The organism is Pseudomonas sp. MM213, assembly GCF_020423045.1.
GTDB classification, from domain to species: Bacteria; Pseudomonadota; Gammaproteobacteria; order Pseudomonadales; family Pseudomonadaceae; genus Aquipseudomonas; species Aquipseudomonas migulae.
The window spans coordinates 3589460-3613300 of the sequence record NZ_CP081943.1 but is presented as its reverse complement, the minus strand read 5'-3'; the positions used below and the strand labels follow the sequence as shown (position 1 = coordinate 3613300).

Below are 23841 nucleotides of genomic sequence, written 5' to 3'. Positions count from 1 at the left end.
ATGCGCGTGCCCGAAAACGTGCGGCGATGGTAACGGATGGGCGCGCCACTGCAAGTTTGATCACTGTAGTTGCGCTTCGGGCAGGTTGAGTGTGCGCGGGATCTTCAGCGCGTCCCAGTGGGCGATGCCCCAGTTCAGCACTTCCCGTGGCGTGGCGTACGCCAGTTCTGTGCCGGGATTTTGCCCGAGTGCGCGCAATGCGCGCAGCAACAACGGTGTTGCCTGGTCTTCGGTCAGCGGCGGCGAACGGTAGGACTTGCCGAGCTTGTTGCCGTCAGGCTGGGTAATCAGCGGGATGTGCAGATAGCGCGGTTGCGAAAAACCCAGCAGTTCTTGCAGATAGAGCTGGCGTGGCGTGGAGTCCAGCAGGTCGGCGCCACGGACGATGTCGGTGATGCCTTGCCAGGCGTCATCGAGCACCACCGCCAGTTGATAGGCGTAGAGCCCGTCGCGACGGCGGATCACGAAATCACCAACGTCCCGGCCCAGGTGTTGGCGGTACTCACCCTGCACGCGGTCGATGAAATGGTATTCCAGCTCAGGCACGCGCAAGCGAATGGCGGCATCTTCAGTGCCATGGCCTGCATTGCGACACAAGCCCGGATAAATGCCGTGATACGGCTCCAGTTGTTTGCGCGAGCACGTGCAGGCGTAGGCCAGGCCGTGATTGAACAGGCGATTGAGCACCTCGGCGTAGGCGTCGTGCCGGTCGCTCTGTCGGACCATTTCGCCGTCCCACTCGAAACCGTAGCTTTCCAGTGCCTTGAGAATGGCCGCTTGGGCACCGGGCTCTTCCCGTGGCGGATCAAGGTCTTCCATGCGCATCAACCAGCGCCCGCCCACCGAGCGCGCGTCGAGGTACGAGGCCAGCGCTGCGACCAGCGAACCGAAATGCAGATGGCCGCTTGGCGTGGGGGCGAAGCGTCCGATGTAGGCGGGGGCGATGGCGGTCATAAGGCGATTTCAGGCTGTCCAATCGTTTCGAGCATGGCTTGAAGCCGTCTTCGCGAGCAAGCTTCGCTCCTACAGGAGATTGCGCCGGCCTTTGTAGGAGCGAAGCTTGCTCGCGAAGGCGATTCCGAAGACGCAATACACATCAGCAAATATCAGAAACAAAAACGGAGCGTTCGCACGCTCCGTTCTTCGTTCAAGTCGCAATTACTTGCCGACTTGCTTTTCCTTGATTTCCGCCAGGGTCTTGCAGTCAACGCACATGTCGGCGGTAGGGCGTGCTTCCAGTCGCTTGACGCCGATCTCGACGCCGCAGGACTCGCACCAGCCATATTCTTCGTCTTCGATCAATTGCAGCGTCTTGTCGATCTTCTTGATCAACTTGCGCTCGCGGTCACGGGCGCGCAATTCAAGGCTGAATTCTTCTTCCTGGCTGGCACGGTCTGCCGGGTCAGGGAAGTTGGCCGCCTCGTCTTTCATGTGATCAACCGTGCGGTCGACTTCCTGCATCAAGTCCTGTTTCCACTTGTTCAGGATCTTGGTGAAGTGAGCGCGCATGGGTTTGCCCATGTACTCCTCGCCCTTTACTTCTTTGTAGGGTTCGAAGCCGCTGATCGACTGATTTTGCTGCTTTGCTTGGGTGGGCATGAAATGGACCGCCTCTACTCTTGTAATCCATCTGCGCAGGATTGCTCCATCACCGACACCTGCCGGCCCTGCGGCTGCAAGCGGGCGAACTTACCAGATCAAATCGGGCCGCGCTACTCCCGGATGTCGAGGTAGTGGCCCGAAGGGCTTGCAAATGATTGCAAAGCCTTGACCGGTGGTGCTGGAGACCTGATCAATTAATGATTTTAGTCAAACCTTGCGCACTCGCATGGGTCGTTTGTGGCCAGGGTCTTAACGCGTCTGACCGCTTTAGGTTCTCGCTCGTTCCTGCGCTTGGGTAGAATCGGTTTTTTTACCCTGTTGAAGGAAGGCTAATGGCTCAGTCCTACAGTGCCCGCAGTCGCGCGATCGAACCGTTCCATGTCATGGCGCTGCTGGCGCGGGCCAATGAACTGCAAGCTGCCGGCCACGATGTGATCCACCTGGAAATCGGCGAACCGGATTTCACCACCGCCGAGCCGATCATCCAGGCCGGCCAGGCCGCGCTGACGGCGGGAAAAACCCGTTACACCGCCGCCCGTGGCATTCCCGAGCTGCGTGAGGCCATTTCCAGCTTCTATCAGCAGCGTTACGGTTTGAACATCGATCCGCGGCGAATCCTCATCACCCCCGGCGGTTCCGGCGCGTTGCTGCTGGCCAGTGCCTTGCTGGTGGATCCGGGCAAACACTGGCTGCTGGCGGACCCGGGTTACCCCTGCAACCGGCATTTCCTGCGGTTGGTGGAAGGCGCGGCGCAGCTTGTTCCTGTCGGTCCGGAGGTGCGTTACCAACTGACACCGGACTTGATCGACCGTCATTGGGGTCACGACAGCGTCGGCGCGCTGGTGGCATCGCCGGCCAACCCGACTGGAACCCTCCTGACCCGCGATGAGCTGGCGGGCCTGTCGACCGCGATCAAGGCGCGGCATGGCCATCTGGTGGTGGACGAGATTTATCACGGCCTGACTTACGGCACCGATGCCACCAGCGTGCTGGAAGTCGATGACAGCGCCTTCGTACTGAATAGTTTTTCAAAGTATTTCGGCATGACCGGCTGGCGACTCGGTTGGCTGGTGGCGCCGGAAGCGGCGGTCGGCGAACTGGAAAAACTCGCACAGAACCTCTACATCAGCGCCCCGAGCATGGCTCAACATGCCGCACTGGCCTGTTTCGAGCCTGCGACCATCGCCATTCTTGAAGAGCGTCGCGCCGAGTTTGGTCGGCGCCGGGATTATCTGCTGCCCGCACTGCGGGAGTTGGGTTTCGGTATCGCTGTTGAACCCGAGGGTGCGTTCTATTTGTATGCCGATATCAGCAAGTTCGGCGGAGATGCCTTCGCGTTCTGTCGGCATTTCCTTGAAACCGAACACGTGGCGATTACGCCGGGCCTCGACTTCGGGCGTTTTCAGGCCGGCCACCACGTGCGGTTTGCCTACACCCAAAGCCTTCCGCGTTTGCAGGAAGCGGTCGAACGCATCGCTCGCGGCTTGAAGAGCTGGCAAGGCTGATGCAGTTCAATCCTCCCCTCGAAGAAGGTCGGCTGATCCGACGTTACAAGCGTTTTCTCGCCGATATCGAAACCGTTCACGGCGAGTTGCTGACCATTCACTGCCCGAACACCGGCTCGATGCTCAATTGTCAGGTGGAGGGCGGGCAGGTCTGGTTCAGTCGCTCCAATGATCCCAAGCGCAAATTACCCGGCACTTGGGAAATCGGCGAGACCCCTCAAGGGCGGTTGTTCTGCGTGAACACCGGGCGAGCCAACGGTTTGATTGAGGAAGCACTGCGGGGCGGCGTCATTACTGAGCTCAACGGCTTCACTGAACTGAAACGCGAAGTGGCCTACGGGCAGGAGAACAGTCGCATCGACTTTCGCCTCGATTACCCAAGCGGGCCGGCGTATGTGGAAGTCAAAAGTGTCACGTTGGGCTTCGATGGCTCATCGGTGGCGGCGTTTCCCGATGCGGTCACCCAGCGTGGTGCCAAGCATTTGCGGGAACTGGCGCATCTGGCGCGGGACGGGATTCGTGCGGTGCAGTTGTATTGCGTGAACCTCACTGGCATCGATGCCGTGCGTCCTGCTGAGGAAATCGATTCGGCCTACGCGGCCGCTTTGCGAGAAGCGGTGGCGTGCGGTGTTGAAGTCCTGGCTTACGGCGTGCGGTTGACCCACGAGGAAATGCGGGTCGAGCGGCGTCTGGAGGTGTTGCTCAACGGTTAGAGGCTGACCCAGATTCCTTGAGCATCTTCGCGACTTTCAACAGTGGTCAGGGATTGTCCGGCGCACGGGCCGGCGACGCACTCGCCATCTTCGATCAGGAACAGTGCGCCGTGGGTGGCGCACTGGATCAGGCTGTTGCTGGGGTCGAGAAACCGGTCGGGTGTCCATTCCAGCCCGACGCCACGGTGCGGGCAACGGTTGATATAGACGTAGGCCTGACCGTTCCGGCGTACGGCGAAAAGCTTGTCGCCGTCGATTTCGAAACCGCGGCTGCTGGATTCGGCCAGCTCAGCGCCTGCGCAAAGAAACTTCATGTCTATCCTCAAGTGCGGCGGCTCGTGACTGGATATGTCCGAGCTTGACGTTCAAATGCAAACAATTATCAAATGGCCGCTTCGCCCGTCGGGTGCAGGTGCCGGATGCCGAGGATACTTGGCCTGTCACTTCAATGCCTGGGAAAACCATTAAAGGAAGCTGTTTATGCGCCTGAGTACCCGCGTTGCTGCGCTCTGTGCCGGACTTCTCGTCAGCCACCACGCCGCAGCGGCCGAGTTGCCACAACGCTGGGTCAGCGCCGGTGGGGCCTTGTCGGAGTGGGTCAGCGCGCTCGGCGGCGAATCGAAACTGGTCGGTGTCGACACCACCAGCCAGCACCCGGAATCGCTCAAGGCGTTACCGAGCATCGGTTATCAGCGGCAGCTGTCGGCGGAGGGCATCTTGAGCTTACGCCCGCAGATCCTGGTCGGCACCGAAGAAATGGGGCCGCCGCCGGTGATTTCGCAGATTCGCACGGCGGGGGTGCAAGTCGAACTGTTTTCGGCTCAGCCTGATCTGCCGACGTTGCAGGCTAACTTGCAGCAGTTGGGCAAATTGCTCGGCGCCGAGGACAAGGCTGCGCAACTGTTCCAGGGCTATCAACAGCAACTCGATCAGCAAAAGGTTCGGGTCACCAATGCGCAGCTGACGCAGCCCTCACCGAGTGTGCTGGTGCTGCTCGGTCATGCGGGCGGCAAGCCTCTTATCGCTGGCAAGGACACCGCCGCTGATTGGCTGATCCAGAAGGCCGGTGGGCACAACCTGGCGACGCACACCGGTTACAAACCTTTTTCCAATGAATCCTTGATCAGCCTGGACCCCGAAGTGCTGGTGTTCGCCGACCGCGCATTGACCGGTGAAGCGGCGCGCGCAGCGCTGTTCAAGGAGAACCCGATTCTGTCTTCCACCCGCGCCGCCAAGGACGGACGAGTCATGGAGCTCGATCCAACGCTGCTGGTGGGTGGGCTAGGCCCGCGATTGCCCGAGGCGTTGAAAAAGATCAGTGATGGATTCTATCCCGGCACTGTTGCTCAATGACCGTCCTGGTAAAACCCCGGGCGTTGTTCATCGGCCTGAGCCTGCTGTGTTTGCTGGCGATCTGGCTGTCGTTGGCGCTCGGTCCGGTGAGCCTGCCGTTGCTCGATACCTTGCGTGCAGCGTTACGCATGATCGGCCTGCCTTTTGCGCCTGACGGACTGGAGCAGGCCGAGCTGATCCTCGGGCAGATTCGCCTGCCGCGTACCTTGTTGGGATTGGCGGTGGGTGGTGTGCTGGCGTTGTCGGGCGTGGCGATGCAGGGCTTGTTTCGCAACCCATTGGCCGATCCGGGGTTAGTGGGCGTTTCCGGTGGCGCGGCATTAGGCGCGGCCATTGCAATTGTCGGCGGCTCGGCGTTTGGTGGATTGCCGGAATTCCTCGGGCCGTACCTTTTATCGCTGTGCGCGTTTCTCGGCGGGCTCGGCGTGACAGCGATGGTGTATCGACTGGGTCGGCGCAACGGCCAAACCGATGTCGCAACCATGCTGTTGGCGGGTCTCGCTTTGACGGCGCTGGCCGGCTCGGTCGTGGGGCTGTTTACCTACCTGGCAGACGACACGACTTTGCGAACGCTGACCTTCTGGAATCTGGGCAGTCTGAACGGTGCCAGTTATTCGCGACTCTGGCCGTTACTGTTGATCAGTGCCGGCGTGGCGCTGTGGTTGCCGCGTCGCGCCAAGGCGTTGAATGCGTTGTTGCTGGGAGAGTCGGAGGCCGGGCACCTGGGCATCGACGTCGAAAAGCTCAAGCGTGAGTTGGTGCTTTGCACGGCGTTGGGTGTCGGCGCGGCGGTGGCAGCGGCGGGGATGATCGGCTTTGTCGGGCTGGTGGTGCCGCATCTGGTGCGTCTGCTGGCCGGTCCCGATCATCGGGTGTTGCTGCCGGCCTCGGTGCTGGCGGGCGCCAGTCTCCTGTTGTTCGCGGATCTGGTGGCGCGACTGGCCTTGGCGCCGGCGGAGTTGCCGATCGGAATCGTCACCGCGATGATCGGTGCGCCGGTCTTTCTTTATCTATTGCTGCGAGGGCGTGCCTGATGTTGCGAACGCAAAATCTGCACATCCGCCGAGGCCGCAAGATTGTCCTGATGGATATTACGCTTGAGCTCAAACCGGGAGAGGTCCTCGGCGTGCTGGGGCCTAACGGTGCGGGCAAAAGCACGTTGCTGGGTGCCTTGTGCGGCGAGTTGCAGGCTGATCACGCCAGCGTGTGGCTCGATGAGCGCGAGTTGCGTGACTGGACCGGCGCGCAACGAGCGCAACGCCTGGCGGTGTTGCCACAAGTCTCGACCTTGAACTTCGCCTTTCGCGTCGAGGAAGTCGTCGGCATGGGGCGCTTGCCGCACCAGACCGGCCGGGTCCGCGATGACGAAATCGTCGCCGCCGCGTTGCAGGCTGCCGATGCCGGGCATTTGAGTGGTCGCAGCTATCTGGCGTTGTCCGGCGGCGAACGTCAGCGCGTGCATCTGGCGCGGGTGCTGGCGCAACTCTGGCCGGGCGAGGCGGGGCAAACGCTGTTGCTCGACGAGCCGACTTCGATGCTTGATCCGCTGCATCAACACACCACCTTGCAAGCGGTGCGCGAGTTCGCCGATCGCGGCGCGTCCGTGTTGGTGATCCTGCATGATCTGAACCTGGCGGCGCGCTATTGTGATCGCCTGTTACTGCTCGAAGGCGGGCGGCCGGTCGCGCTCGATACCCCGGAGCAAGTGTTGCGTCCGGAACCGCTCAAGGCGGTATTCGGGCTGGACGTCTTGGTGCAGCAGCACCCGGAGCGTGGGCATCCGCTGATCATCGCCCGCTGAGTCATTGATAGAGGGTGTGGGTATGCGTGTGATGGTGATTCTGGCGGTGCTGATGCTGAGTGCTTGTCAGCATGTTTCGACGCCGCCGGTCACCGGCGAGATTCGCGACTTGCGCAGTGGTCAGACGCTGACGGCGCAGGAGCTGCTGGCGCGTCTGGCCAAGCCGTCGCGATTGATCGTGGGGGAGCAGCATGACAATCGCGATCACCATGAACTGCAACGCTGGTTATTGCAGGCGCTGGGACAGCGGCGCCCGCAAGGCAGCCTGCTGCTGGAAATGCTCACGCCGGATCAACAGCTGCGCGTCGATGACGTTCGCCACGCCTCGACGCTGCCCTCGGACTTGCCTGGTGCATTAGCCTGGCAACCTGGCTGGGACTGGAATCTGTATGGGCCGATCGTTCGTTTCGCCCTGGCCCAACCGTATCCGCTGCTGGCCGCCAACCTGGACACTGTCGAGGTGCGTGCTTTTTACGCCCGGCCGCCGACATTAAGCGGCGCTCGCTCCAATGCCACGTCGGTCAAGGATGAGTTACTGGCACAGATCAGCGGTTCCCATTGCGGCCTGCTGCCCGAATCGCAAATGCCGGCGATGCTCGCCGTCCAGCAGCAACGTGACCGGCGCATGGCCGAGCGGCTGTTGGCTGCACCCACTCCTGCATTGCTGTTCGCCGGCGCTTACCACGCGCGAAAGGATGTCGGCGTGCCGATCCATGCGCTTGATCTGGGAACGCCCGAAGCGCCCGTGGTTTTAATGTTGGCGCAGCAGGGCGGCGAAGTCACAGCGGCGATGGCCGATTACGTCTGGTACACGCCTGCCACGCCGGCGCCGGATTACTGTGCAGAGATGCGCAAGGGCCAGCCAGAATCAAAACCCTAAGCAACGGCAACAGATCCCCCTGTAGGAGCCGGCTTGCTGGCGATGGCGATGGGTCAGTCACTAAATGCGTTGACTGATAACCCGCCATCGCCAGCAAGCCGGCTCCTGCAGGGGATCGGTTTTGCCGGGGGACTTTTGCACAGGCAAAAAAAGACCCGGCAAGAGCCGGGTCAAATAACCGTGATTAGCCTGATGAGGAGATATCTGAGAGTCCGAACCAAGGGCTTTTCAAATATCGACCAGTCTCGCGACCAGTTGTGATAATCATAGCGATTCTCATTACCAAGTCAACCGCTGATTTTTCATTTCCTCGAAAATTGTCAGTCGCTTGGCGAGAAGCCCTGAAATCATTGGGCTTCAGACTACATTCCTGATGAGCTCAGCTGCGTGGTGTGCTTGTTCAGCAGGTCAATGCGTCGGTCCACGCTCTCGATCAGGCTGTGGGCGATCTTCGGATTGCCTTGAGTGAGGCTGAGAAACTCTCCTTCGCTCCCGTTCAATTCTTGTGGCGTGACGAGATCGCTTCCAACTGTTTATTCAGGGCTTCCTTGCGCTCAGCGGGGATGTCGTTCCAATGCACATCCATCAGCGCGCCTTCGATCGCATATAACAACACCTTGGATGCCCGGAACCCGCGCGTGCGCACAGCCCGATAGGCATCCACCGCCCCCAGGCGACGCAAGTCCGAGGCGCTGTGGATGCCCACGGCATGCAGCCACTGCGCCGATGTCTTGCCAAGATTCTTCAGGTGCTGCAGTTCATCATTCATCAAGCCTCCTTGCGACGGCCGAACGGTGCGTGGGCAAGCTTCTGAGGAGTGTAGCCATCAGTAGGAAAAGCGTGATTGTTTGGTCGGTTTCGGAGCAAATGCTTCTAAGAAGCGACTCCGATGTGCAGCGTAAAAATACGCGAGCAAGGTAGGAAAAGGCGGAAGGGCGTCAAGTTCTCAAGCTGAAAACACCCACAGTCCAGCGCAAGGCGGGGGGCGCCAAGGCTGAGCACTGGACATGTCAGTTATCGGTCGTTTTTAACGGGTTCGATAACGCAGGCGTGTACCGAAATTCATCGACATCAGAATTTCGTCGGCACTCAGCTCTCGTGGAAAGTAGGCGCCGGAGATCTGCGCGTGGGCCAGGCTTGCGCCTTCCAGGTTTGAGTTACTGAAATCGATGCCGCGCAAGTCGGCCGAGCGGAAGTAAGCATCGGTAAAGTCGATGCCGTCGGCATTCAGTTCGCGCAGGTCCAGGCCTCGGAAGTCACCACCGACCATGTCGATAGGTCCGTCTTTTGGACGTTCGTTGTTGAAACCTGTGATGTCGTCTTTGTGCAGTAAGGCATAAAGCGGGGTGTCGAGAAGTTTCGGCTGGCTCATGTCACATCACCTGTTGGTTTTATGACGCCAGTATAGTGCCACTATTTGACAGCCGTGAAGCCGGCGAAGGCTTCACGGCTGAAATACTTTCTTACAGGCCTGGCAGGCGTTGGCGAATTTGCGCAACGACGGTGTCGAGGGTCCCGCTTTCATTGGTCTGTACGCGTTTGCTGCACAGAATCTCTTCTGGCGTCAGGGCTTCACGATTGGCTTGCTGCGCTTCGATAACGGCCAGGTTGGCGTCGGACGGATCCTTCTTGTCTGCCTGACGCAGGGCCAGCCAGCTTTCGATCACCGCTTGTGGCGCGTTGCAATCAAGGATCAGGAACGGCGCGCCGGTGGCTTCGGCAATTTTCGCCGCGCCGTCGCGCTGGTCGCGCTTGAGGTAAGTGGCATCGACTACCACCGGGAAACCGGCGCGCAGGATGACCGCGGCGATTTCATGCAGGCGAGTGTAGGTTGCGGCGCTGGCGTCGGCGCTATAAATGCCGGCTTGCGGATCGTTGGCGACAGTTTGTTCGCCGAACAGGCGTTTGCGCTCGACGTCGGAGCGCAGGCGAATTGCGCCCAGCGCTTCCACCAGGCGCATGGCCACGTGGCTTTTGCCAACAGCGGAAACGCCGTGGGTGATGGCCATGAAGCGCGAAGGAATGGTGCTGTAGCTTTCCGCCAGGTTTGCATAGTTGCGGTACTGGCGCAGGGTAGTAGCGCGCTGCACCGGGTCGGCCTCGGCCGGCATGCTGAACAGGCTGACCTTGGCGCGAACCAGCGCACGGTAGGCTTTATAGAAGTTCAGCAGTTCCAGGCCCTGGTAATCGCCGGTCAACTCCAGGTATTGGCTGATAAAACGACGGGCCAGGCTCTTCAGGCCACGGTCTTCAAGGTCCATCGCCAGGAAACCGGTGTCGGCATAGACGTCGGTGAAGCGGAACGGCTCGTTGAATTCGATGCAGTCGAAGATCACGACCTTGCCATCGATCACGGTGGCGTTGCCCAGATGGATGTCACCGTGACACTCGCGGATGAACCCCTCGGCCTTGCGCTGGGCAAACAGTGGCTTGAGGCGTTCGAAGCTGCTTTCGGCCCAGGCTTGCAAGGCATCGAGTTGCAGCAGGTCCGCCTTGTCATTCAGGAACGGGCGGATCTGCTCGAAGTTCTGCCGCACCGGCGCCATGACGCTGTCCGGCGTGCCGGCTTCGTGTTCCGCAGGCACTTTTGGTGCGGTGAGGTGGAATTGCGCAATCTGTGCGGCCATCTCGTCGATGTGCGCGGTGGTCAATTCGCCGTTGGCTTGCAGCGTGCTGAGCAGTTGGCTCTGTGGGAACTGACGCATTTTCAGCGCGTATTCGATGACCGGACCGTCGCCGCCCAGTTGTGGCGCTTCGGCGCTGCCGGTAATCGGCAATACTTCGAGATACAAATCATTGGTCAGGCGCTGGTTCAGGCGCAGTTCTTCACCACAGAAATGCTCGCGGGCATCGAGGCTGGTGAAGTCGAGGAAGCCGAAGTTGACGGGCTTCTTCACTTTATAAGCGAAAGCGCCTGTGAGAATGACCCAGGAGATGTGGGTTTCGATGAGCTGGAACCCGTCTACCGGATGCGGGTAAAGGGCCGGGTTTTGCAGGGCGGCGATCAGGGGCTGGCTCACAGGCGTTCCTTCAGAGTCTGGGAAAATTCACGGCCGCCATTATGGCCGCAAGTCCGCCCGACGCAAACCTCGGCGGGCTCCTGTTGAGTATGAATAAAGTGCGTATAATCCGGCGCCATGACTCGTACTCGATCCCCCCGTACCCCCAAAAAACCACCTTCCAGGGGCCTGCGCCCTTGGCTGGGCTGGGCCCTTAAACTCAGTCTGGTCGGCCTTGTGGTGCTCGCCGGGTTCGCGGTTTACCTCGACGCTATTGTCCAGGAGAAGTTCTCCGGCAAGCGCTGGACTATCCCGGCCAAGGTATATGCGCGCCCGCTTGAGCTGTTCACCGGCCAGAAGCTGAGCAAGGAAGACTTCCTCACCGAGCTTGACGCCCTGGGCTATCGCCGCGAAAGCGTGAGCAACGGCCCCGGCGCAGCAGCGGTCAACGGCAACACCGTTGACTTGAATACCCGTGGTTTCCAGTTCTATGAAGGCATGGAGAACGCCCAGCCCGTACGCGTGCGCTTCTCCGGCGACTACGTGGCCGAACTTTCAGCGACCAATGGTTCGAAGCTTTCTGTGGTGCGGCTGGAACCGCTGCTGATCGGCGGGATTTATCCGAAGAATCTCGAAGACCGCATTCTGATCAACATCGATCAGGTGCCGCCGTATCTGCTGGAAACCCTGGTCGCTGTAGAAGACCGGGACTTCTATAGCCACTGGGGCGTGTCGCCGAAGTCGATTGTCCGCGCCATCTGGGTCAACACCTCTGGCGGCAAGATGACCCAGGGCGGTAGTACCCTGACGCAACAGTTGGTCAAGAACTTCTACCTGACCAGCGAACGCAGCCTGAGCCGCAAACTCACCGAAGCCATGATGGCGATGCTGCTTGAGCTGCATTACGACAAGCGGGAGATTCTTGAGGCCTACCTCAATGAAGTGTTCGTCGGTCAGGATGGCCAGCGCGCGGTGCACGGTTTCGGCCTCGCCAGCCAGTTCTTCTTCGGGCAGCCGTTGTCCGAGCTGAAACTGCATCAAGTCGCGATGCTGGTGGGCATGGTCAAGGGACCGTCCTATTACAACCCGCGTCGCAATCCGGAGCGGGCGCTCGAGCGGCGCAACCTGGTGCTCGATGTGCTTGAGCAGCAAGGCGTCGCCACCGCCGAGCAGGTCGCGGCGGCGAAGAAAATGCCTTTGGGCGTGACGACGCGCGGCAAACTGGCCGACAGTTCGTTCCCTGGGTTTCTCGATCTGGTTAAACGTCAACTGCGCGAAGACTATCGCGACGAAGACTTGACCGAAGAAGGCCTGCGGATCTTCACCAGTTTCGATCCTATTTTGCAGATGAAGGCTGAAGCGTCGGTCAACGATACGTTCAAGCGCTTGTCCGGCCGCAAAGGTTCCGATGACGTTGAAGCGGCGATGGTGGTGACCAACCCGGAAACCGGTGAGGTCCAGGCGATGATCGGCAGTCGCCAGGCGAGCTTCGCCGGTTTCAACCGGGCGCTGGATGCTGTGCGACCGATCGGTTCGTTGATCAAGCCGGCGGTTTATCTGACAGCCCTTGAGAAACCTAGCCAGTACACGTTGACCAGTTGGCTGTCAGACGAATCCTTCTCGGTAAAAGGCGCGGACGGGCAGGTCTGGAAACCGCAAAACTATGATCGCCGCTCCCATGGCACTGTTTTCCTTTATCAGGGCCTGGCGCACTCCTACAACCTGTCGACCGCGCGTCTCGGGTTGGCGGTGGGCGTGCCGAATGTCTTGAAGACACTGGCGCGCCTGGGGGTGAGTCGCGAGTTTCCGGCATTCCCGTCGATGCTGCTGGGTGCCGGCGGCATGACCCCGATCGAAGTGGCGACCATGTACCAGACCCTCGCCAACGGTGGCTTCAATACACCGATGCGCGGGATTCGTAGCGTGCTGACGGCGGAAGGCGAGCCGCTCAAGCGCTATCCGTTCCAGATTCAGCAGCGTTTCGATCCGGCGTCCATTTACCTGATCCAGAGTGCCATGCAGCGGGTCATGCGCGAAGGCACCGGCAGTTCGGTTTACAACGTGTTACCGAAAACCCTGACGCTGGCGGGCAAGACCGGTACCAGTAACGATTCGCGAGACAGCTGGTTCGCCGGCTTCAGTCAGGATTTGCTGGCGGTGGTGTGGCTGGGTCGCGATGACAACGGCAAGACACCGTTTACCGGTGCCACTGGCGCGTTGCAGGTCTGGACCAGTTTCATGCGCAAGGCCGATCCGTTGCCGCTGGACATGCCGCAGCCGGATAATGTGGTTCAGGCTTGGGTCGATTCACATACCGGACAAGGCTCTGATGCCAACTGCCCAGGCGCCGTGCAGATGCCGTATATTCGCGGCAGCGAACCGCCTCCCGGCGCTGCTTGTGGTGGCGAAAGCCCTGTTAACGGTGAAACGGTGATGGATTGGGTCAAGGGCTGGATGAATTAAGCAAAGAGGGTTTCAAGTGAACAAATGGTTGATTCCAGCGGTTGCCGCCGTGGCTTTGCTCAGCGGTTGCTCCAGCGTACAGCGTGGTTCGATTCCGGTTGTGGATTCCGGCAGCGCCGTTTCCAACAGTGAACGTGTTTCGGCCAATGGCGGTTTTCGTCAAACGACGGTTAAACGTCCTGTGCAATCCCAGACCCAGGCGATCCCGCAAGGTGACACCGGCGTCGTGGTGATGGTGCCGGGTGGCGGTGCAGTTGCATCGGCACCGATCAGCACTTCGCCGATTACGCCAGGCCCGATCACTTCGGGTCCGATCGACACTTCGCCAGTCCAGTCGGCCCCGATCAATCAGGGCAGCTACAGCATGCCATCGACACCGAGCGGGATTCCTTCGTCGAGCGTCGGTGGCCTGTCAGCCGATGAACAACTGGACGGTCCGGTATTGGCGCTGCTGACCACTGCTCAGCAGCAACAGGCTGGCGGTGACCTCAACGGTGCTTCTTCCAGTCTGGAGCGCGCCCAGCGTGTTGCACCGCGCGAGCCGCAAGTGCTTTATCGTCTGGCGCAGGTTCGCATGGCCCAAGGTGATGCGGCACAAGCCGAGCAGTTCGCTCGTCGTGGTCTAACCCTCGCCAATGGGCGTCCGGCACTTCAGGCCAGTCTGTGGGAATTGATCGGTCAGGCACGTGATAAGCAGGGTGATTCCGCTGGCGCTGCACTGGCCCGTCAGAAGGCCAAGGTTTCGCTGTGATGGACGCACGCTTTCCGAAAATTGCCGAGCAGCTGTTGTTGATCGAGCGCGAGTTGCGGGTTCAGGGGTGGTGGGACGATGTCTCGCCATCGGTTGAAGCGCTGTCCAGTGTCGAGCCGTTCTCGGTCGATACGCTGGATTTCGAGCAGTGGCTGCAATGGATCTTCCTGCCGCGCATGAAAGCGATCCTCGAGCAGGATTTGCCGTTGCCCAATGCCTCGGGCATTCAGGAGATGGCGGAAATGGTCTTCGCCAGCCGCAATGTCCAGGGCAAGGATCGGCAGTTGCAGGTGCTGCTCAAAGAGTTCGACCAACTGATCACCGCCTCCCGCTGACCCCGATTTCTTGTAGGAGCAGAGCTTGCTCGCGAAGGCGGCGTAACATTCAAAAGATATGTTGAATGTTACGCCGCCTTCGTCGGAACGCCGCCCGGAGCAAGCTCTGCTCCTACAGGTATCTACTGGCAGTTTTCAGCGATCTGTCTTTGCGCTTCAGCAGTCCGTTCCTGACGTTGCTCGTCGGTCAGGCGGCGCATCTCACCCTCGACATCCTCCCGTATCCGCGGATTGTTCTGCAGTTGAGCCAGGTTCGTCCGCGCCTGCTCGCAGAATACCTTTAGCTGCGCTTGCTGCTCGGCGACCTGTTTTTTAACGGTCTTATCGATGGCCTGTTGATCGCCAATGGCATTACTGCGGGGCAGCGTAGCCGGCTTGTTTGCAGGGGAGGGCGTGACCACGGTCTTGGCTTCCCGGCCCTGGGGCGGCTGCGCATCGAAGTGGGTAACGCCTTGTTCATCGACCCACGTGTAAATCTGAGCGGCCATGCACAAAGGGCTGATGGCGATCAGCAGGCTGGCGGTCAGGAAAAACGTTCGCATGCCATTTCCTTGTATTGGGTTGCGCAATTGAAGCTAACACAGTTGCTGTTTAGCGGTTTTTTCTTGCTTTCTCATGTGCTTACTTCAATAAAGCACATTGACGACTTGACTTGCAGGGGACGAAACAGAAGAATCCAAAGTCCGCTGTAGAGGGACTGCCAGAAGCAGACCCACTCGGCAGATCATGAGGCGCACATCCGCGCCGACCTGTTACACCCGCAACGCGTTACCTCGCGCTGGGTGGGAAAGCCCCGCAACACTTGGGACGATCCCAATACTTGCTCAGTCAGTGCTGACGTAGTCGGCGACCACCGTCGCTCATGCTCTGCCGAGAAGTAAACCTATTAAGACCCGTCCTCTTGTATGTGGGCGGTATTCTGGCGTTTTAGAGGTGAACAACGTGGAGCTTTTATCTGGCGGTGAGATGCTCGTCCGCTTTTTGCGTGACGAAGGCGTCAAGTACATCTACGGGTACCCGGGTGGTGCTCTTCTTCATGTTTACGATGCCCTGTTCAAAGAACCGGAAGTGACCCACATCCTGGTTCGTCACGAGCAGGCTGCGACCCATATGGCTGACGGCTACGCCCGTGCCACTGGTAAAGCCGGTGTGGTGCTGGTGACCTCCGGCCCGGGCGCAACCAACGCCATTACCGGTATTGCCACGGCCTACATGGACTCCATTCCGATGGTGGTCATTTCCGGCCAGGTGCCTAGCAACATGGTTGGCACCGATGCGTTCCAGGAAACCGACATGATCGGTATCTCCCGGCCGATCGTGAAGCACAGCTTCATGATCAAGCACGCGTCGGAAATCCCGGAAGTCATGAAGAAAGCGTTCTACCTGGCGCAATCCGGTCGTCCTGGTCCGGTCGTTGTCGATATCCCGAAAGACATGACCAACCCGGCCGAGAAGTTCGAATACATCTTCCCGAAAAAAGCCAAGCTGCGTTCCTACAGCCCGGCCGTTCGCGGTCACTCCGGACAAATCCGCAAGGCAGCCGAAATGCTCCTGGCGGCCAAGCGCCCTGTGATGTACGCAGGCGGCGGTGTGATTCTTGGTGGTGGCTCCGCGCCGCTGACCGAGTTGGCGAAGATGCTCAACCTGCCAGTGACCAATACCCTGATGGGTCTGGGTGCCTACCCTGGCACCGACCGTCAGTTCATCGGCATGCTCGGCATGCACGGCAGCTACACCGCCAACCTGGCGATGCACCATGCTGACGTGATCCTCGCAGTCGGCGCACGCTTCGACGATCGTGTCATCAACGGCGCGTCGAAGTTCTGCCCGAATGCCAAGATCATTCACATCGACATCGACCCGGCTTCGATCTCCAAGACCATCAAGGCCGACGTGCCGATCGTTGGTCCGGTGGAAAGCGTCCTGACCGAAATGGTCGCGATCCTCAAGGAAATCGGCGAGACCCCGAACAAGGAGTCCGTTGCCAGTTGGTGGAAGCAAGTTGATGAGTGGCGCGGTGATCGCGGCCTGTTCCCTTACGACAAGGGCGACGGCAGTGTCATCAAGCCGCAGACCGTGATCGAAACCCTGTGCGAAGTGACCAAGGGCGATGCCTTTGTTGCCTCCGACGTGGGTCAGCACCAAATGTTCGCGGCGCAGTACTACAAGTTCAACAAGCCGAACCGCTGGATCAACTCCGGTGGCCTGGGCACCATGGGCTTCGGTTTCCCGGCGGCCATGGGTATCAAGTTGAGCTTTCCGGATGCCGACGTCGCCTGCGTAACGGGCGAGGGCAGTATCCAGATGAACATTCAGGAACTGTCCACCTGTCTGCAATATGGTTTGCCGGTCAAAATCGTCATCCTGAACAACGGCGTTCTGGGTATGGTTCGTCAGTGGCAGGACATGAGCTACGGTAGCCGTCACTCGCACTCCTACATGGAATCGTTGCCTGACTTCGTCAAGCTGGCAGAGGCGTATGGCCATGTCGGCGTGCGCATCACCGACTCGAAAGATCTGAAGTCGCAGATGGAAGAAGCATTCGCCATGAAGGATCGCCTGGTGGTCATCGATATTGCGGTCGACACCAGCGAGCACGTCTATCCGATGCAAATCAAAGACGGCTCCATGCGCGATATGTGGCTGAGCAAGACGGAGCGTACTTAATCATGCGGCACATTATTTCCTTGCTTCTGGAAAACGAACCCGGTGCTCTGTCGCGTGTAGTCGGCCTGTTCTCGCAGCGCAACTACAACATCGAAAGCCTGACCGTGGCGCCAACCGAAGACCCGACCTTGTCGCGTCTGACGCTGACCACCGTTGGTCACGATGAGATCATCGAGCAGATCACCAAGAACCTGAACAAGCTGATCGAAGTGGTCAAACTGGTCGACCTGTCGGAAAGTGCTCACATCGAGCGCGAACTGATGCTGGTCAAGGTCAAGGCCACCGGCGCCCAGCGCGCCGAGATCAAGCGCACCACCGATATTTACCGTGGGCAGATCGTTGATGTCAGCGCTAGCGTGTATACCGTTCAATTGACCGGTACCAGCGACAAGCTCGACAGCTTCATTCAGTCCATCGGCACCGCGTCGATCCTGGAAACCGTCCGCAGCGGCGTAACCGGTATTGCTCGCGGCGACAAAGTACTCAGCATCTAAACCAAATTAGCGAATGGCCTGAACGGCCTGGATATATAGGGGAAATTCATGAAAGTTTTCTACGATAAAGACTGCGACCTGTCGATCATCCAGGGCAAGAAAGTTGCCATCATCGGTTACGGTTCCCAAGGCCACGCTCAAGCGTGCAACCTGAAAGACTCCGGCGTTGACGTCACTGTTGGCCTGCGTAAAGGTTCGGCGACCGTTGCCAAAGCCGAAGCTCACGGCCTGAAAGTGACCGACGTTGCTTCCGCTGTTGCGGCTGCCGACCTGGTCATGATCCTGACCCCGGACGAGTTCCAGTCCTCCCTGTACAAAAACGAAATCGAGCCGAACATCAAGAAAGGCGCAACCCTGGCCTTCTCCCACGGCTTCGCGATCCACTACAACCAGGTTGTTCCGCGCGCTGACCTCGACGTGATCATGATCGCGCCGAAAGCACCGGGCCACACCGTGCGTTCCGAGTTCGTCAAAGGCGGCGGTATCCCTGACCTGATCGCTATCTATCAGGATGCTTCCGGCAACGCCAAAAACGTTGCACTGTCCTACGCTGCCGGCGTTGGTGGCGGTCGTACCGGTATCATCGAAACCACTTTCAAGGACGAGACCGAAACCGACCTGTTCGGCGAACAAGCCGTTCTGTGCGGTGGTACCGTTGAACTGGTCAAAGCCGGTTTCGAAACCCTGGTTGAAGCTGGCTACGCGCCGGAAATGGCCTACTTCGAATGCCTGCACGAACTGAAACTGATCGTTGACCTCATGTACGAAGGCGGTATCGCCAACATGAACTACTCGATCTCCAACAACGCTGAATACGGCGAGTACGTGACTGGTCCGGAAGTGATCAACGCCGAATCCCGTCAGGCCATGCGCAACGCCCTGAAACGTATTCAGGACGGCGAATACGCCAAGATGTTCATCAGCGAAGGCGCAACCGGCTATCCTTCGATGACCGCCAAGCGTCGTAACAACGCCGCTCACGGTATCGAAATCATCGGCGAGCAACTGCGCTCCATGATGCCGTGGATCGGTGCCAACAAGATCGTCGACAAAGCCAAAAACTAAGTCGCACACTTGTACGGAAAACGCGGCCTAGGCCGCGTTTTTTCGTTTAGGAGGCCGGTTCTGGTATAAAGCTGCATCGTTTGTGGCCGAACCGTCGTCCCAGACACCTGTCGAAACTTTCCACCCCGTTGCAAGGTAATGTCCATGAGCGAACGTCCCGAAGAGCCAAACCAGGCTTCTGACGCCGAAAGCCTGCTGCCCATCGATGAACACGTCGAAGAAGGGCATGACGCTGAAGGCCGTAAAGTCCGGCATCGTGGTATCTATCTTCTGCCGAATCTGTTCACCACTGCGAACCTGTTCGCAGGGTTCTACTCCATCATCAATTCAATGAGTGCCCAGAGTGCCTTGAGTGCAGGTGATGCGATTGGCGCGAGCAAGTATTTTGCGTTTGCCGCGATCGCCATTTTTGTCGCCATGGTGCTCGACGGTCTCGACGGTCGAGTTGCCCGTATGACCAACACCCAGAGTGCCTTCGGTGCCGAGTACGACTCGCTGTCCGATATGGTCGCCTTCGGTGTCGCGCCGGCACTGCTGGCATTTGGCTGGGCCTTGGGTGATATGGGCAAGGTCGGCTGGATGGTCGCCTTCATTTATGTCGCCGGCGCTGCGTTGCGCCTGGCACGTTTCAACACCCAGGTGGGCACCGCCGACAAGCGCTACTTCATCGGCCTGGCCAGTCCGGCTGCGGCGGGTGTGGTTGCGGGTATTGTCTGGGCGTTCAGCGATTACGGCATTCAGGGCTCCAAGATGTCTTTCCTGGTTGCGCTGATGGTTGCGGCCGCCGGCATGCTGATGGTCAGCAACATCAAGTACAACAGCTTCAAGGAGCTGGACCTGAAAGGGCGCGTACCTTTCGTGGCGATCCTGGCCGTGGTGCTGGTGTTTGCCGTCGTGTTCAGTGATCCGCCGCGCATCCTGCTGCTGGTTTTCCTCGCCTATGCAGCGTCTGGCCCGGTTCAATACCTGTTACGTCTTCGTCGGCACAAAAGCGTGTAATTTCCCTCATACTCCGCAGTCTATTGGTGCATCTGTCCTCCAATGCTGCGGAGTTGCCATGCTGATCAAAGTCCCCAAGTCATCCGACTGCCATGAGTCGGATGTCACGCCTGAATCCCTCTATCTATCTCGTCGTAATGTCTTGGGTGCCGCCGTTGCCGGCTTGGCTGTGAGCAGCTTGCCGCGTTGGGCCAGTGCTGACGATGCCGCGCGATACGCGGATGTCGAGGCGGGTAACGCGCCGTCCTGGTTTGCCGAAAAACTTCCTTCTACCAAGTGGGGGGCGGTCACCGTCAAGGATGAGGCGATCACGCCGTTCAAGGACGCGACCCACTACAACAATTTCTATGAGTTCGGTACCGACAAGGGTGATCCGGCCGCCAACGCCGGTTCTCTGAAAACCGAACCGTGGAGCGTGGTGGTGGACGGGGAGGTGGGTAAGCCGGGGCGATATGCGCTGGAGGACTTCATGAAGCCTTATCAGCTGGAGGAGCGTATCTATCGTCTTCGCTGTGTAGAGGCCTGGTCGATGGTCATTCCATGGATCGGATTTCCCATCTCTGCGTTGCTCAATGTTGTTGAGCCAACCTCCAAGGCAAAATTCATTCGCTTCGAAACGCTGCAGGACCCTAAGACCATGCCAGGGCAGCGCTCTGGTTTTGCCCTGATCGACTGGCCCTATGTAGAAGGGCTGCGTCTGGACGAGGCGATGAATCCGTTGGCGATTCTTGCAGTGGGTATGTACGGGCGTGAGCTGCCTAACCAGAACGGCGCACCTCTGCGCCTGGTGGTGCCGTGGAAGTACGGCTTCAAGAGCATCAAATCCATCGTGCGGATCAGTCTGGTCAGCGAACAGCCGAAAACCACCTGGCAAAGCATTGCTGCGGACGAGTACGGCTTCTATGCCAACGTGAATCCGACAGTCGATCATCCGCGCTGGACGCAGGCTAGGGAGCGTCGTTTACCGAGCGGTCTGTTCAAGCCCAATGTGCGTGACACGCAGATGTTCAACGGCTACTCGGACGAAGTTGCTTCTCTATATACAGGGCTCGATCTGCGGAAGAACTACTGATGCGGTATCCGTTCTGGCGAGTGAGTGTCTTCATCGCTGCTGCGGTGTGGCCGCTGCTTTGGCTATATCAGGCTTGGGCGGATGTGCTGGGGCCGGATCCCGGCAAGGTACTGGTTGATCGGTTGGGGTTGGGGACGCTTGTACTGCTGCTTATTACATTGAGTTTCACGCCATTGCTGAAGCTCACCGGTTGGGCGGGGTGGATTGCTGTCCGGCGGCAGCTGGGTTTGTGGTGCTTCGCTTACGTAGTACTCCATCTGAGTGGCTATATAGCGTTCATTCTTGGCTTTGATTGGTCGCAGCTGGGTGTCGAGTTGCGCAAGCGACCGTACATTATTGTCGGTGTGCTGGGGTTCCTTTGTTTGCTGGCGTTGGCGATAACCTCCAACCGCTACAGTCAACGTCGGCTGGGGGCTGGCTGGAAGAAACTGCATCGACTCGCTTATGGGGTTCTCGGTCTTGGCTTGCTGCATATGTTGTGGATCGTGCGTGCCGATCTGAAGGAGTGGGCGGTCTATGCCTCTATAGGCGCACTGCTATTGGTGTTGCGGTTACCGCCTGTCGCCCGTCGAATTCCGCGTTTAATAGCTAAAAAGACACCTTTTGAAAGAAAAGCATAATTAGGTGTTGACGGCAGATTCTGGAAGTCTATAATTCGCCCCACTTCCGGCGCAGTCGAAACGGAAAACTCCTTGGTAAACAAAGAGTTACGCAGTTTTCGACAGCGAGTTGCTTCAGCTCATCGAAGCCCAGAAGGAGTTGAAAGAGCGGTGTTGTTTGGCTCTTTTGACGGTTCGATCTTCTCGGTCGAAAGCGGAGAAAAAGAGGTGTTGACAGCAGCGAGTAACGCTGTAGAATTCGCCTCCCGCTAACGAGAGATCGGAAGCGCAAGTGGTTGAAGTTGCAAAGGAAACTTTGAAAGCTTCTGAAAATAACCGCTTGACAGATACAGAGGACGCTGTAGAATGCGCGCCTCGGTTGAGACGAAAGATCTTAACCAACCGCTCTTTAACAACTGAATCAAGCAATTCGTGTGGGTGCTTGTGGAGTCAGACTGATAGTCAACAAGATTATCAGCATCACAAGTTACTCCGCGAGAAATCAAAGATGTAACCAACGATTGCTGAGCCAAGTTTAGGGTTTCTTAAAAACCCAAAGATGTTTGAACTGAAGAGTTTGATCATGGCTCAGATTGAACGCTGGCGGCAGGCCTAACACATGCAAGTCGAGCGGTAGAGAGAAGCTTGCTTCTCTTGAGAGCGGCGGACGGGTGAGTAATGCCTAGGAATCTGCCTGGTAGTGGGGGATAACGCTCGGAAACGGACGCTAATACCGCATACGTCCTACGGGAGAAAGCAGGGGACCTTCGGGCCTTGCGCTATCAGATGAGCCTAGGTCGGATTAGCTAGTTGGTGAGGTAATGGCTCACCAAGGCGACGATCCGTAACTGGTCTGAGAGGATGATCAGTCACACTGGAACTGAGACACGGTCCAGACTCCTACGGGAGGCAGCAGTGGGGAATATTGGACAATGGGCGAAAGCCTGATCCAGCCATGCCGCGTGTGTGAAGAAGGTCTTCGGATTGTAAAGCACTTTAAGTTGGGAGGAAGGGCAGTAAATTAATACTTTGCTGTTTTGACGTTACCGACAGAATAAGCACCGGCTAACTCTGTGCCAGCAGCCGCGGTAATACAGAGGGTGCAAGCGTTAATCGGAATTACTGGGCGTAAAGCGCGCGTAGGTGGTTTGTTAAGTTGGATGTGAAATCCCCGGGCTCAACCTGGGAACTGCATTCAAAACTGACAAGCTAGAGTATGGTAGAGGGTGGTGGAATTTCCTGTGTAGCGGTGAAATGCGTAGATATAGGAAGGAACACCAGTGGCGAAGGCGACCACCTGGACTGATACTGACACTGAGGTGCGAAAGCGTGGGGAGCAAACAGGATTAGATACCCTGGTAGTCCACGCCGTAAACGATGTCAACTAGCCGTTGGGAGCCTTGAGCTCTTAGTGGCGCAGCTAACGCATTAAGTTGACCGCCTGGGGAGTACGGCCGCAAGGTTAAAACTCAAATGAATTGACGGGGGCCCGCACAAGCGGTGGAGCATGTGGTTTAATTCGAAGCAACGCGAAGAACCTTACCAGGCCTTGACATCCAATGAACTTTCCAGAGATGGATTGGTGCCTTCGGGAACATTGAGACAGGTGCTGCATGGCTGTCGTCAGCTCGTGTCGTGAGATGTTGGGTTAAGTCCCGTAACGAGCGCAACCCTTGTCCTTAGTTACCAGCACGTAATGGTGGGCACTCTAAGGAGACTGCCGGTGACAAACCGGAGGAAGGTGGGGATGACGTCAAGTCATCATGGCCCTTACGGCCTGGGCTACACACGTGCTACAATGGTCGGTACAGAGGGTTGCCAAGCCGCGAGGTGGAGCTAATCCCATAAAACCGATCGTAGTCCGGATCGCAGTCTGCAACTCGACTGCGTGAAGTCGGAATCGCTAGTAATCGCGAATCAGAATGTCGCGGTGAATACGTTCCCGGGCCTTGTACACACCGCCCGTCACACCATGGGAGTGGGTTGCACCAGAAGTAGCTAGTCTAACCTTCGGGAGGACGGTTACCACGGTGTGATTCATGACTGGGGTGAAGTCGTAACAAGGTAGCCGTAGGGGAACCTGCGGCTGGATCACCTCCTTAATCGACGACATCAGCTGCTCCATAAGTTCCCACACGAATTGCTTGATTCATTGAAGAAGACGATAAGAAGCAGCCCGAAATTGGGTCTGTAGCTCAGTTGGTTAGAGCGCACCCCTGATAAGGGTGAGGTCGGCAGTTCGAATCTGCCCAGACCCACCAATTTTTGTGTGGGATCCTGTAGCAATACGGGGCCATAGCTCAGCTGGGAGAGCGCCTGCCTTGCACGCAGGAGGTCAACGGTTCGATCCCGTTTGGCTCCACCACTACTGCTTCTGATTGTATAAAGCTTAGAAATGAGCATTCCATCGTGATGGTGGTGAATGTTGATTTCTAGTCTTTGGCTAGATCGTTCTTTAAAAATTTGGGTATGTGATAGAAAGATAGACTGGATAGCACTTTCACTGGTGTTTATTCAGGCTAAGGTAAAATTTGTGAGTTTAA

General features: G+C 58.3%; 22 protein-coding genes, 2 tRNA genes, 1 rRNA gene and 1 pseudogene. 18 read left to right on the top strand and 8 right to left on the bottom strand.

All coding sequences use genetic code 11. The annotated features are described in order from the left end of the window. Positions 1-60: 60 nt before the first annotated feature. Both gluQRS and dksA read right to left on the bottom strand, forming a co-directional pair. Entirely contained in the window at positions 61-954 is an 894-nt protein-coding gene (gene gluQRS, locus K5R88_RS16390; protein ID WP_008036380.1) for a tRNA glutamyl-Q(34) synthetase GluQRS, read from the bottom strand. Between the two features lie 204 nt (positions 955-1158). Continuing rightward, positions 1159-1599 carry an RNA polymerase-binding protein DksA gene (gene dksA / locus K5R88_RS16385; RefSeq protein WP_007902025.1) on the bottom strand — a complete coding sequence of 147 codons (441 nt, stop codon included), beginning with the start codon at positions 1597-1599 and terminating at the stop codon, positions 1159-1161. A gap of 335 nt (positions 1600-1934) precedes the next feature. Between dksA and K5R88_RS16380 the strand changes: the two genes are divergently transcribed. Beyond that, complete coding sequence (locus K5R88_RS16380; protein WP_226298055.1) at positions 1935-3107, top strand: pyridoxal phosphate-dependent aminotransferase; 1173 nt, start codon at positions 1935-1937, stop codon at positions 3105-3107. Further along, a complete protein-coding gene (gene sfsA / locus K5R88_RS16375; protein WP_223481797.1) occupies positions 3107-3820 on the top strand; it encodes a DNA/RNA nuclease SfsA in 714 nt (237 codons plus the stop codon). The genes K5R88_RS16380 and sfsA overlap by 1 nt, the downstream gene beginning before the upstream one ends. On the opposite strand, the gene K5R88_RS16370 is transcribed toward sfsA, so the two are convergent. Further along, positions 3817-4134 (bottom strand): Rieske (2Fe-2S) protein, encoded by a 318-nt coding sequence (locus K5R88_RS16370; protein WP_226298054.1) that lies wholly within the window; start codon positions 4132-4134, stop codon positions 3817-3819. The two genes, sfsA and K5R88_RS16370, sit on opposite strands and share 4 nt — an antisense overlap. 166 nt (positions 4135-4300) lie before the next feature. Here K5R88_RS16370 and K5R88_RS16365 point away from each other — a divergent pair, with 166 nt between their 5' ends. From K5R88_RS16365 to K5R88_RS16350, 4 genes are read left to right on the top strand one after another with little or no spacing between them, the layout of a single operon-like run. After that, complete coding sequence (locus K5R88_RS16365) at positions 4301-5173, top strand: heme/hemin ABC transporter substrate-binding protein (protein WP_226298053.1); 873 nt, start codon at positions 4301-4303, stop codon at positions 5171-5173. A gap of 50 nt (positions 5174-5223) precedes the next feature. Next, the gene (locus K5R88_RS16360; RefSeq protein WP_226300268.1) at positions 5224-6207 is read left to right on the top strand and encodes a FecCD family ABC transporter permease; all 984 of its coding nucleotides are present in this window, start codon (positions 5224-5226) and stop codon (positions 6205-6207) included. Further along, entirely contained in the window at positions 6207-6974 is a 768-nt protein-coding gene (locus K5R88_RS16355; protein WP_008036387.1) for a heme ABC transporter ATP-binding protein, read from the top strand. The genes K5R88_RS16360 and K5R88_RS16355 overlap by 1 nt, the downstream gene beginning before the upstream one ends. Positions 6975-6996: 22 nt before the next feature. Beyond that, a complete protein-coding gene (locus tag K5R88_RS16350; protein WP_226298052.1) occupies positions 6997-7854 on the top strand; it encodes a ChaN family lipoprotein in 858 nt (285 codons plus the stop codon). A gap of 362 nt (positions 7855-8216) precedes the next feature. On the opposite strand, the pseudogene K5R88_RS16345 reads toward K5R88_RS16350, so the two are convergent. The 4 genes and pseudogenes from K5R88_RS16345 to K5R88_RS16330 all read right to left on the bottom strand — a co-directional run. Next, a pseudogene (locus K5R88_RS16345) lies at positions 8217-8336 on the bottom strand (cAMP-binding protein); the annotation flags it as partial. Positions 8337-8350: 14 nt separating this feature from the next. Next, positions 8351-8623 carry a TfoX/Sxy family protein gene (locus K5R88_RS16340; RefSeq protein WP_007971093.1) on the bottom strand — a complete coding sequence of 91 codons (273 nt, stop codon included), beginning with the start codon at positions 8621-8623 and terminating at the stop codon, positions 8351-8353. Positions 8624-8881: 258 nt separating this feature from the next. Beyond that, the gene (locus K5R88_RS16335; protein WP_008033166.1) at positions 8882-9226 is read right to left on the bottom strand and encodes a pentapeptide repeat-containing protein; all 345 of its coding nucleotides are present in this window, start codon (positions 9224-9226) and stop codon (positions 8882-8884) included. A gap of 91 nt (positions 9227-9317) precedes the next feature. Next, positions 9318-10874 (bottom strand): bifunctional aminoglycoside phosphotransferase/ATP-binding protein, encoded by a 1557-nt coding sequence (locus K5R88_RS16330; RefSeq protein ID WP_226298051.1) that lies wholly within the window; start codon positions 10872-10874, stop codon positions 9318-9320. Positions 10875-10991: 117 nt separating this feature from the next. On the opposite strand from K5R88_RS16330, the gene mrcB reads away from it, so the two are divergent. From mrcB to K5R88_RS16315, 3 genes are read left to right on the top strand one after another with little or no spacing between them, the layout of a single operon-like run. Continuing rightward, positions 10992-13316, top strand: a complete 2325-nt coding sequence (gene mrcB / locus K5R88_RS16325) for a penicillin-binding protein 1B (RefSeq protein WP_192420004.1) — start codon at positions 10992-10994, stop codon at positions 13314-13316. A 16-nt stretch (positions 13317-13332) separates the two neighbouring features. Next, positions 13333-14067 carry a hypothetical protein gene (locus K5R88_RS16320; protein WP_192227975.1) on the top strand — a complete coding sequence of 245 codons (735 nt, stop codon included), beginning with the start codon at positions 13333-13335 and terminating at the stop codon, positions 14065-14067. Further along, positions 14067-14402 (top strand): YqcC family protein, encoded by a 336-nt coding sequence (locus K5R88_RS16315; protein WP_207286534.1) that lies wholly within the window; start codon positions 14067-14069, stop codon positions 14400-14402. The genes K5R88_RS16320 and K5R88_RS16315 overlap by 1 nt, the downstream gene beginning before the upstream one ends. 122 nt (positions 14403-14524) lie before the next feature. Here the strand turns inward: K5R88_RS16315 and K5R88_RS16310 are convergent, their stop codons facing one another. Next, complete coding sequence (locus tag K5R88_RS16310; protein ID WP_226298050.1) at positions 14525-14944, bottom strand: DUF4124 domain-containing protein; 420 nt, start codon at positions 14942-14944, stop codon at positions 14525-14527. Positions 14945-15344: 400 nt separating this feature from the next. Here K5R88_RS16310 and K5R88_RS16305 point away from each other — a divergent pair, with 400 nt between their 5' ends. The 9 genes from K5R88_RS16305 (at position 15345) to K5R88_RS16265 (ending at position 23663) form a co-directional block, all read left to right on the top strand. Continuing rightward, on the top strand, positions 15345-17069 hold the full coding sequence (locus K5R88_RS16305) for an acetolactate synthase 3 large subunit (protein WP_192227972.1): 1725 nt from the start codon (positions 15345-15347) through the stop codon (positions 17067-17069). 2 nt (positions 17070-17071) lie between these two features. Beyond that, positions 17072-17563 carry an acetolactate synthase small subunit gene (gene ilvN / locus K5R88_RS16300; protein WP_003205610.1) on the top strand — a complete coding sequence of 164 codons (492 nt, stop codon included), beginning with the start codon at positions 17072-17074 and terminating at the stop codon, positions 17561-17563. A 48-nt stretch (positions 17564-17611) separates the two neighbouring features. Next, complete coding sequence (ilvC, locus tag K5R88_RS16295) at positions 17612-18628, top strand: ketol-acid reductoisomerase (protein WP_003228216.1); 1017 nt, start codon at positions 17612-17614, stop codon at positions 18626-18628. A 144-nt stretch (positions 18629-18772) separates the two neighbouring features. Continuing rightward, a complete protein-coding gene (gene pssA, locus K5R88_RS16290; RefSeq protein ID WP_008033154.1) occupies positions 18773-19627 on the top strand; it encodes a CDP-diacylglycerol--serine O-phosphatidyltransferase in 855 nt (284 codons plus the stop codon). Between the two features lie 58 nt (positions 19628-19685). Next, positions 19686-20699 carry a protein-methionine-sulfoxide reductase catalytic subunit MsrP gene (msrP, locus tag K5R88_RS16285; RefSeq protein WP_226298049.1) on the top strand — a complete coding sequence of 338 codons (1014 nt, stop codon included), beginning with the start codon at positions 19686-19688 and terminating at the stop codon, positions 20697-20699. Continuing rightward, positions 20699-21319 carry a protein-methionine-sulfoxide reductase heme-binding subunit MsrQ gene (gene msrQ / locus K5R88_RS16280; RefSeq protein WP_226298048.1) on the top strand — a complete coding sequence of 207 codons (621 nt, stop codon included), beginning with the start codon at positions 20699-20701 and terminating at the stop codon, positions 21317-21319. The genes msrP and msrQ overlap by 1 nt, the downstream gene beginning before the upstream one ends. 544 nt (positions 21320-21863) lie before the next feature. Beyond that, positions 21864-23400: ribosomal RNA gene (locus K5R88_RS16275) — 16S ribosomal RNA — on the top strand. An 82-nt stretch (positions 23401-23482) separates the two neighbouring features. After that, positions 23483-23559 (top strand) — tRNA-Ile (locus K5R88_RS16270). 28 nt (positions 23560-23587) lie between these two features. Continuing rightward, positions 23588-23663 (top strand) — tRNA-Ala (locus K5R88_RS16265). Positions 23664-23841: the final 178 nt, after the last annotated feature.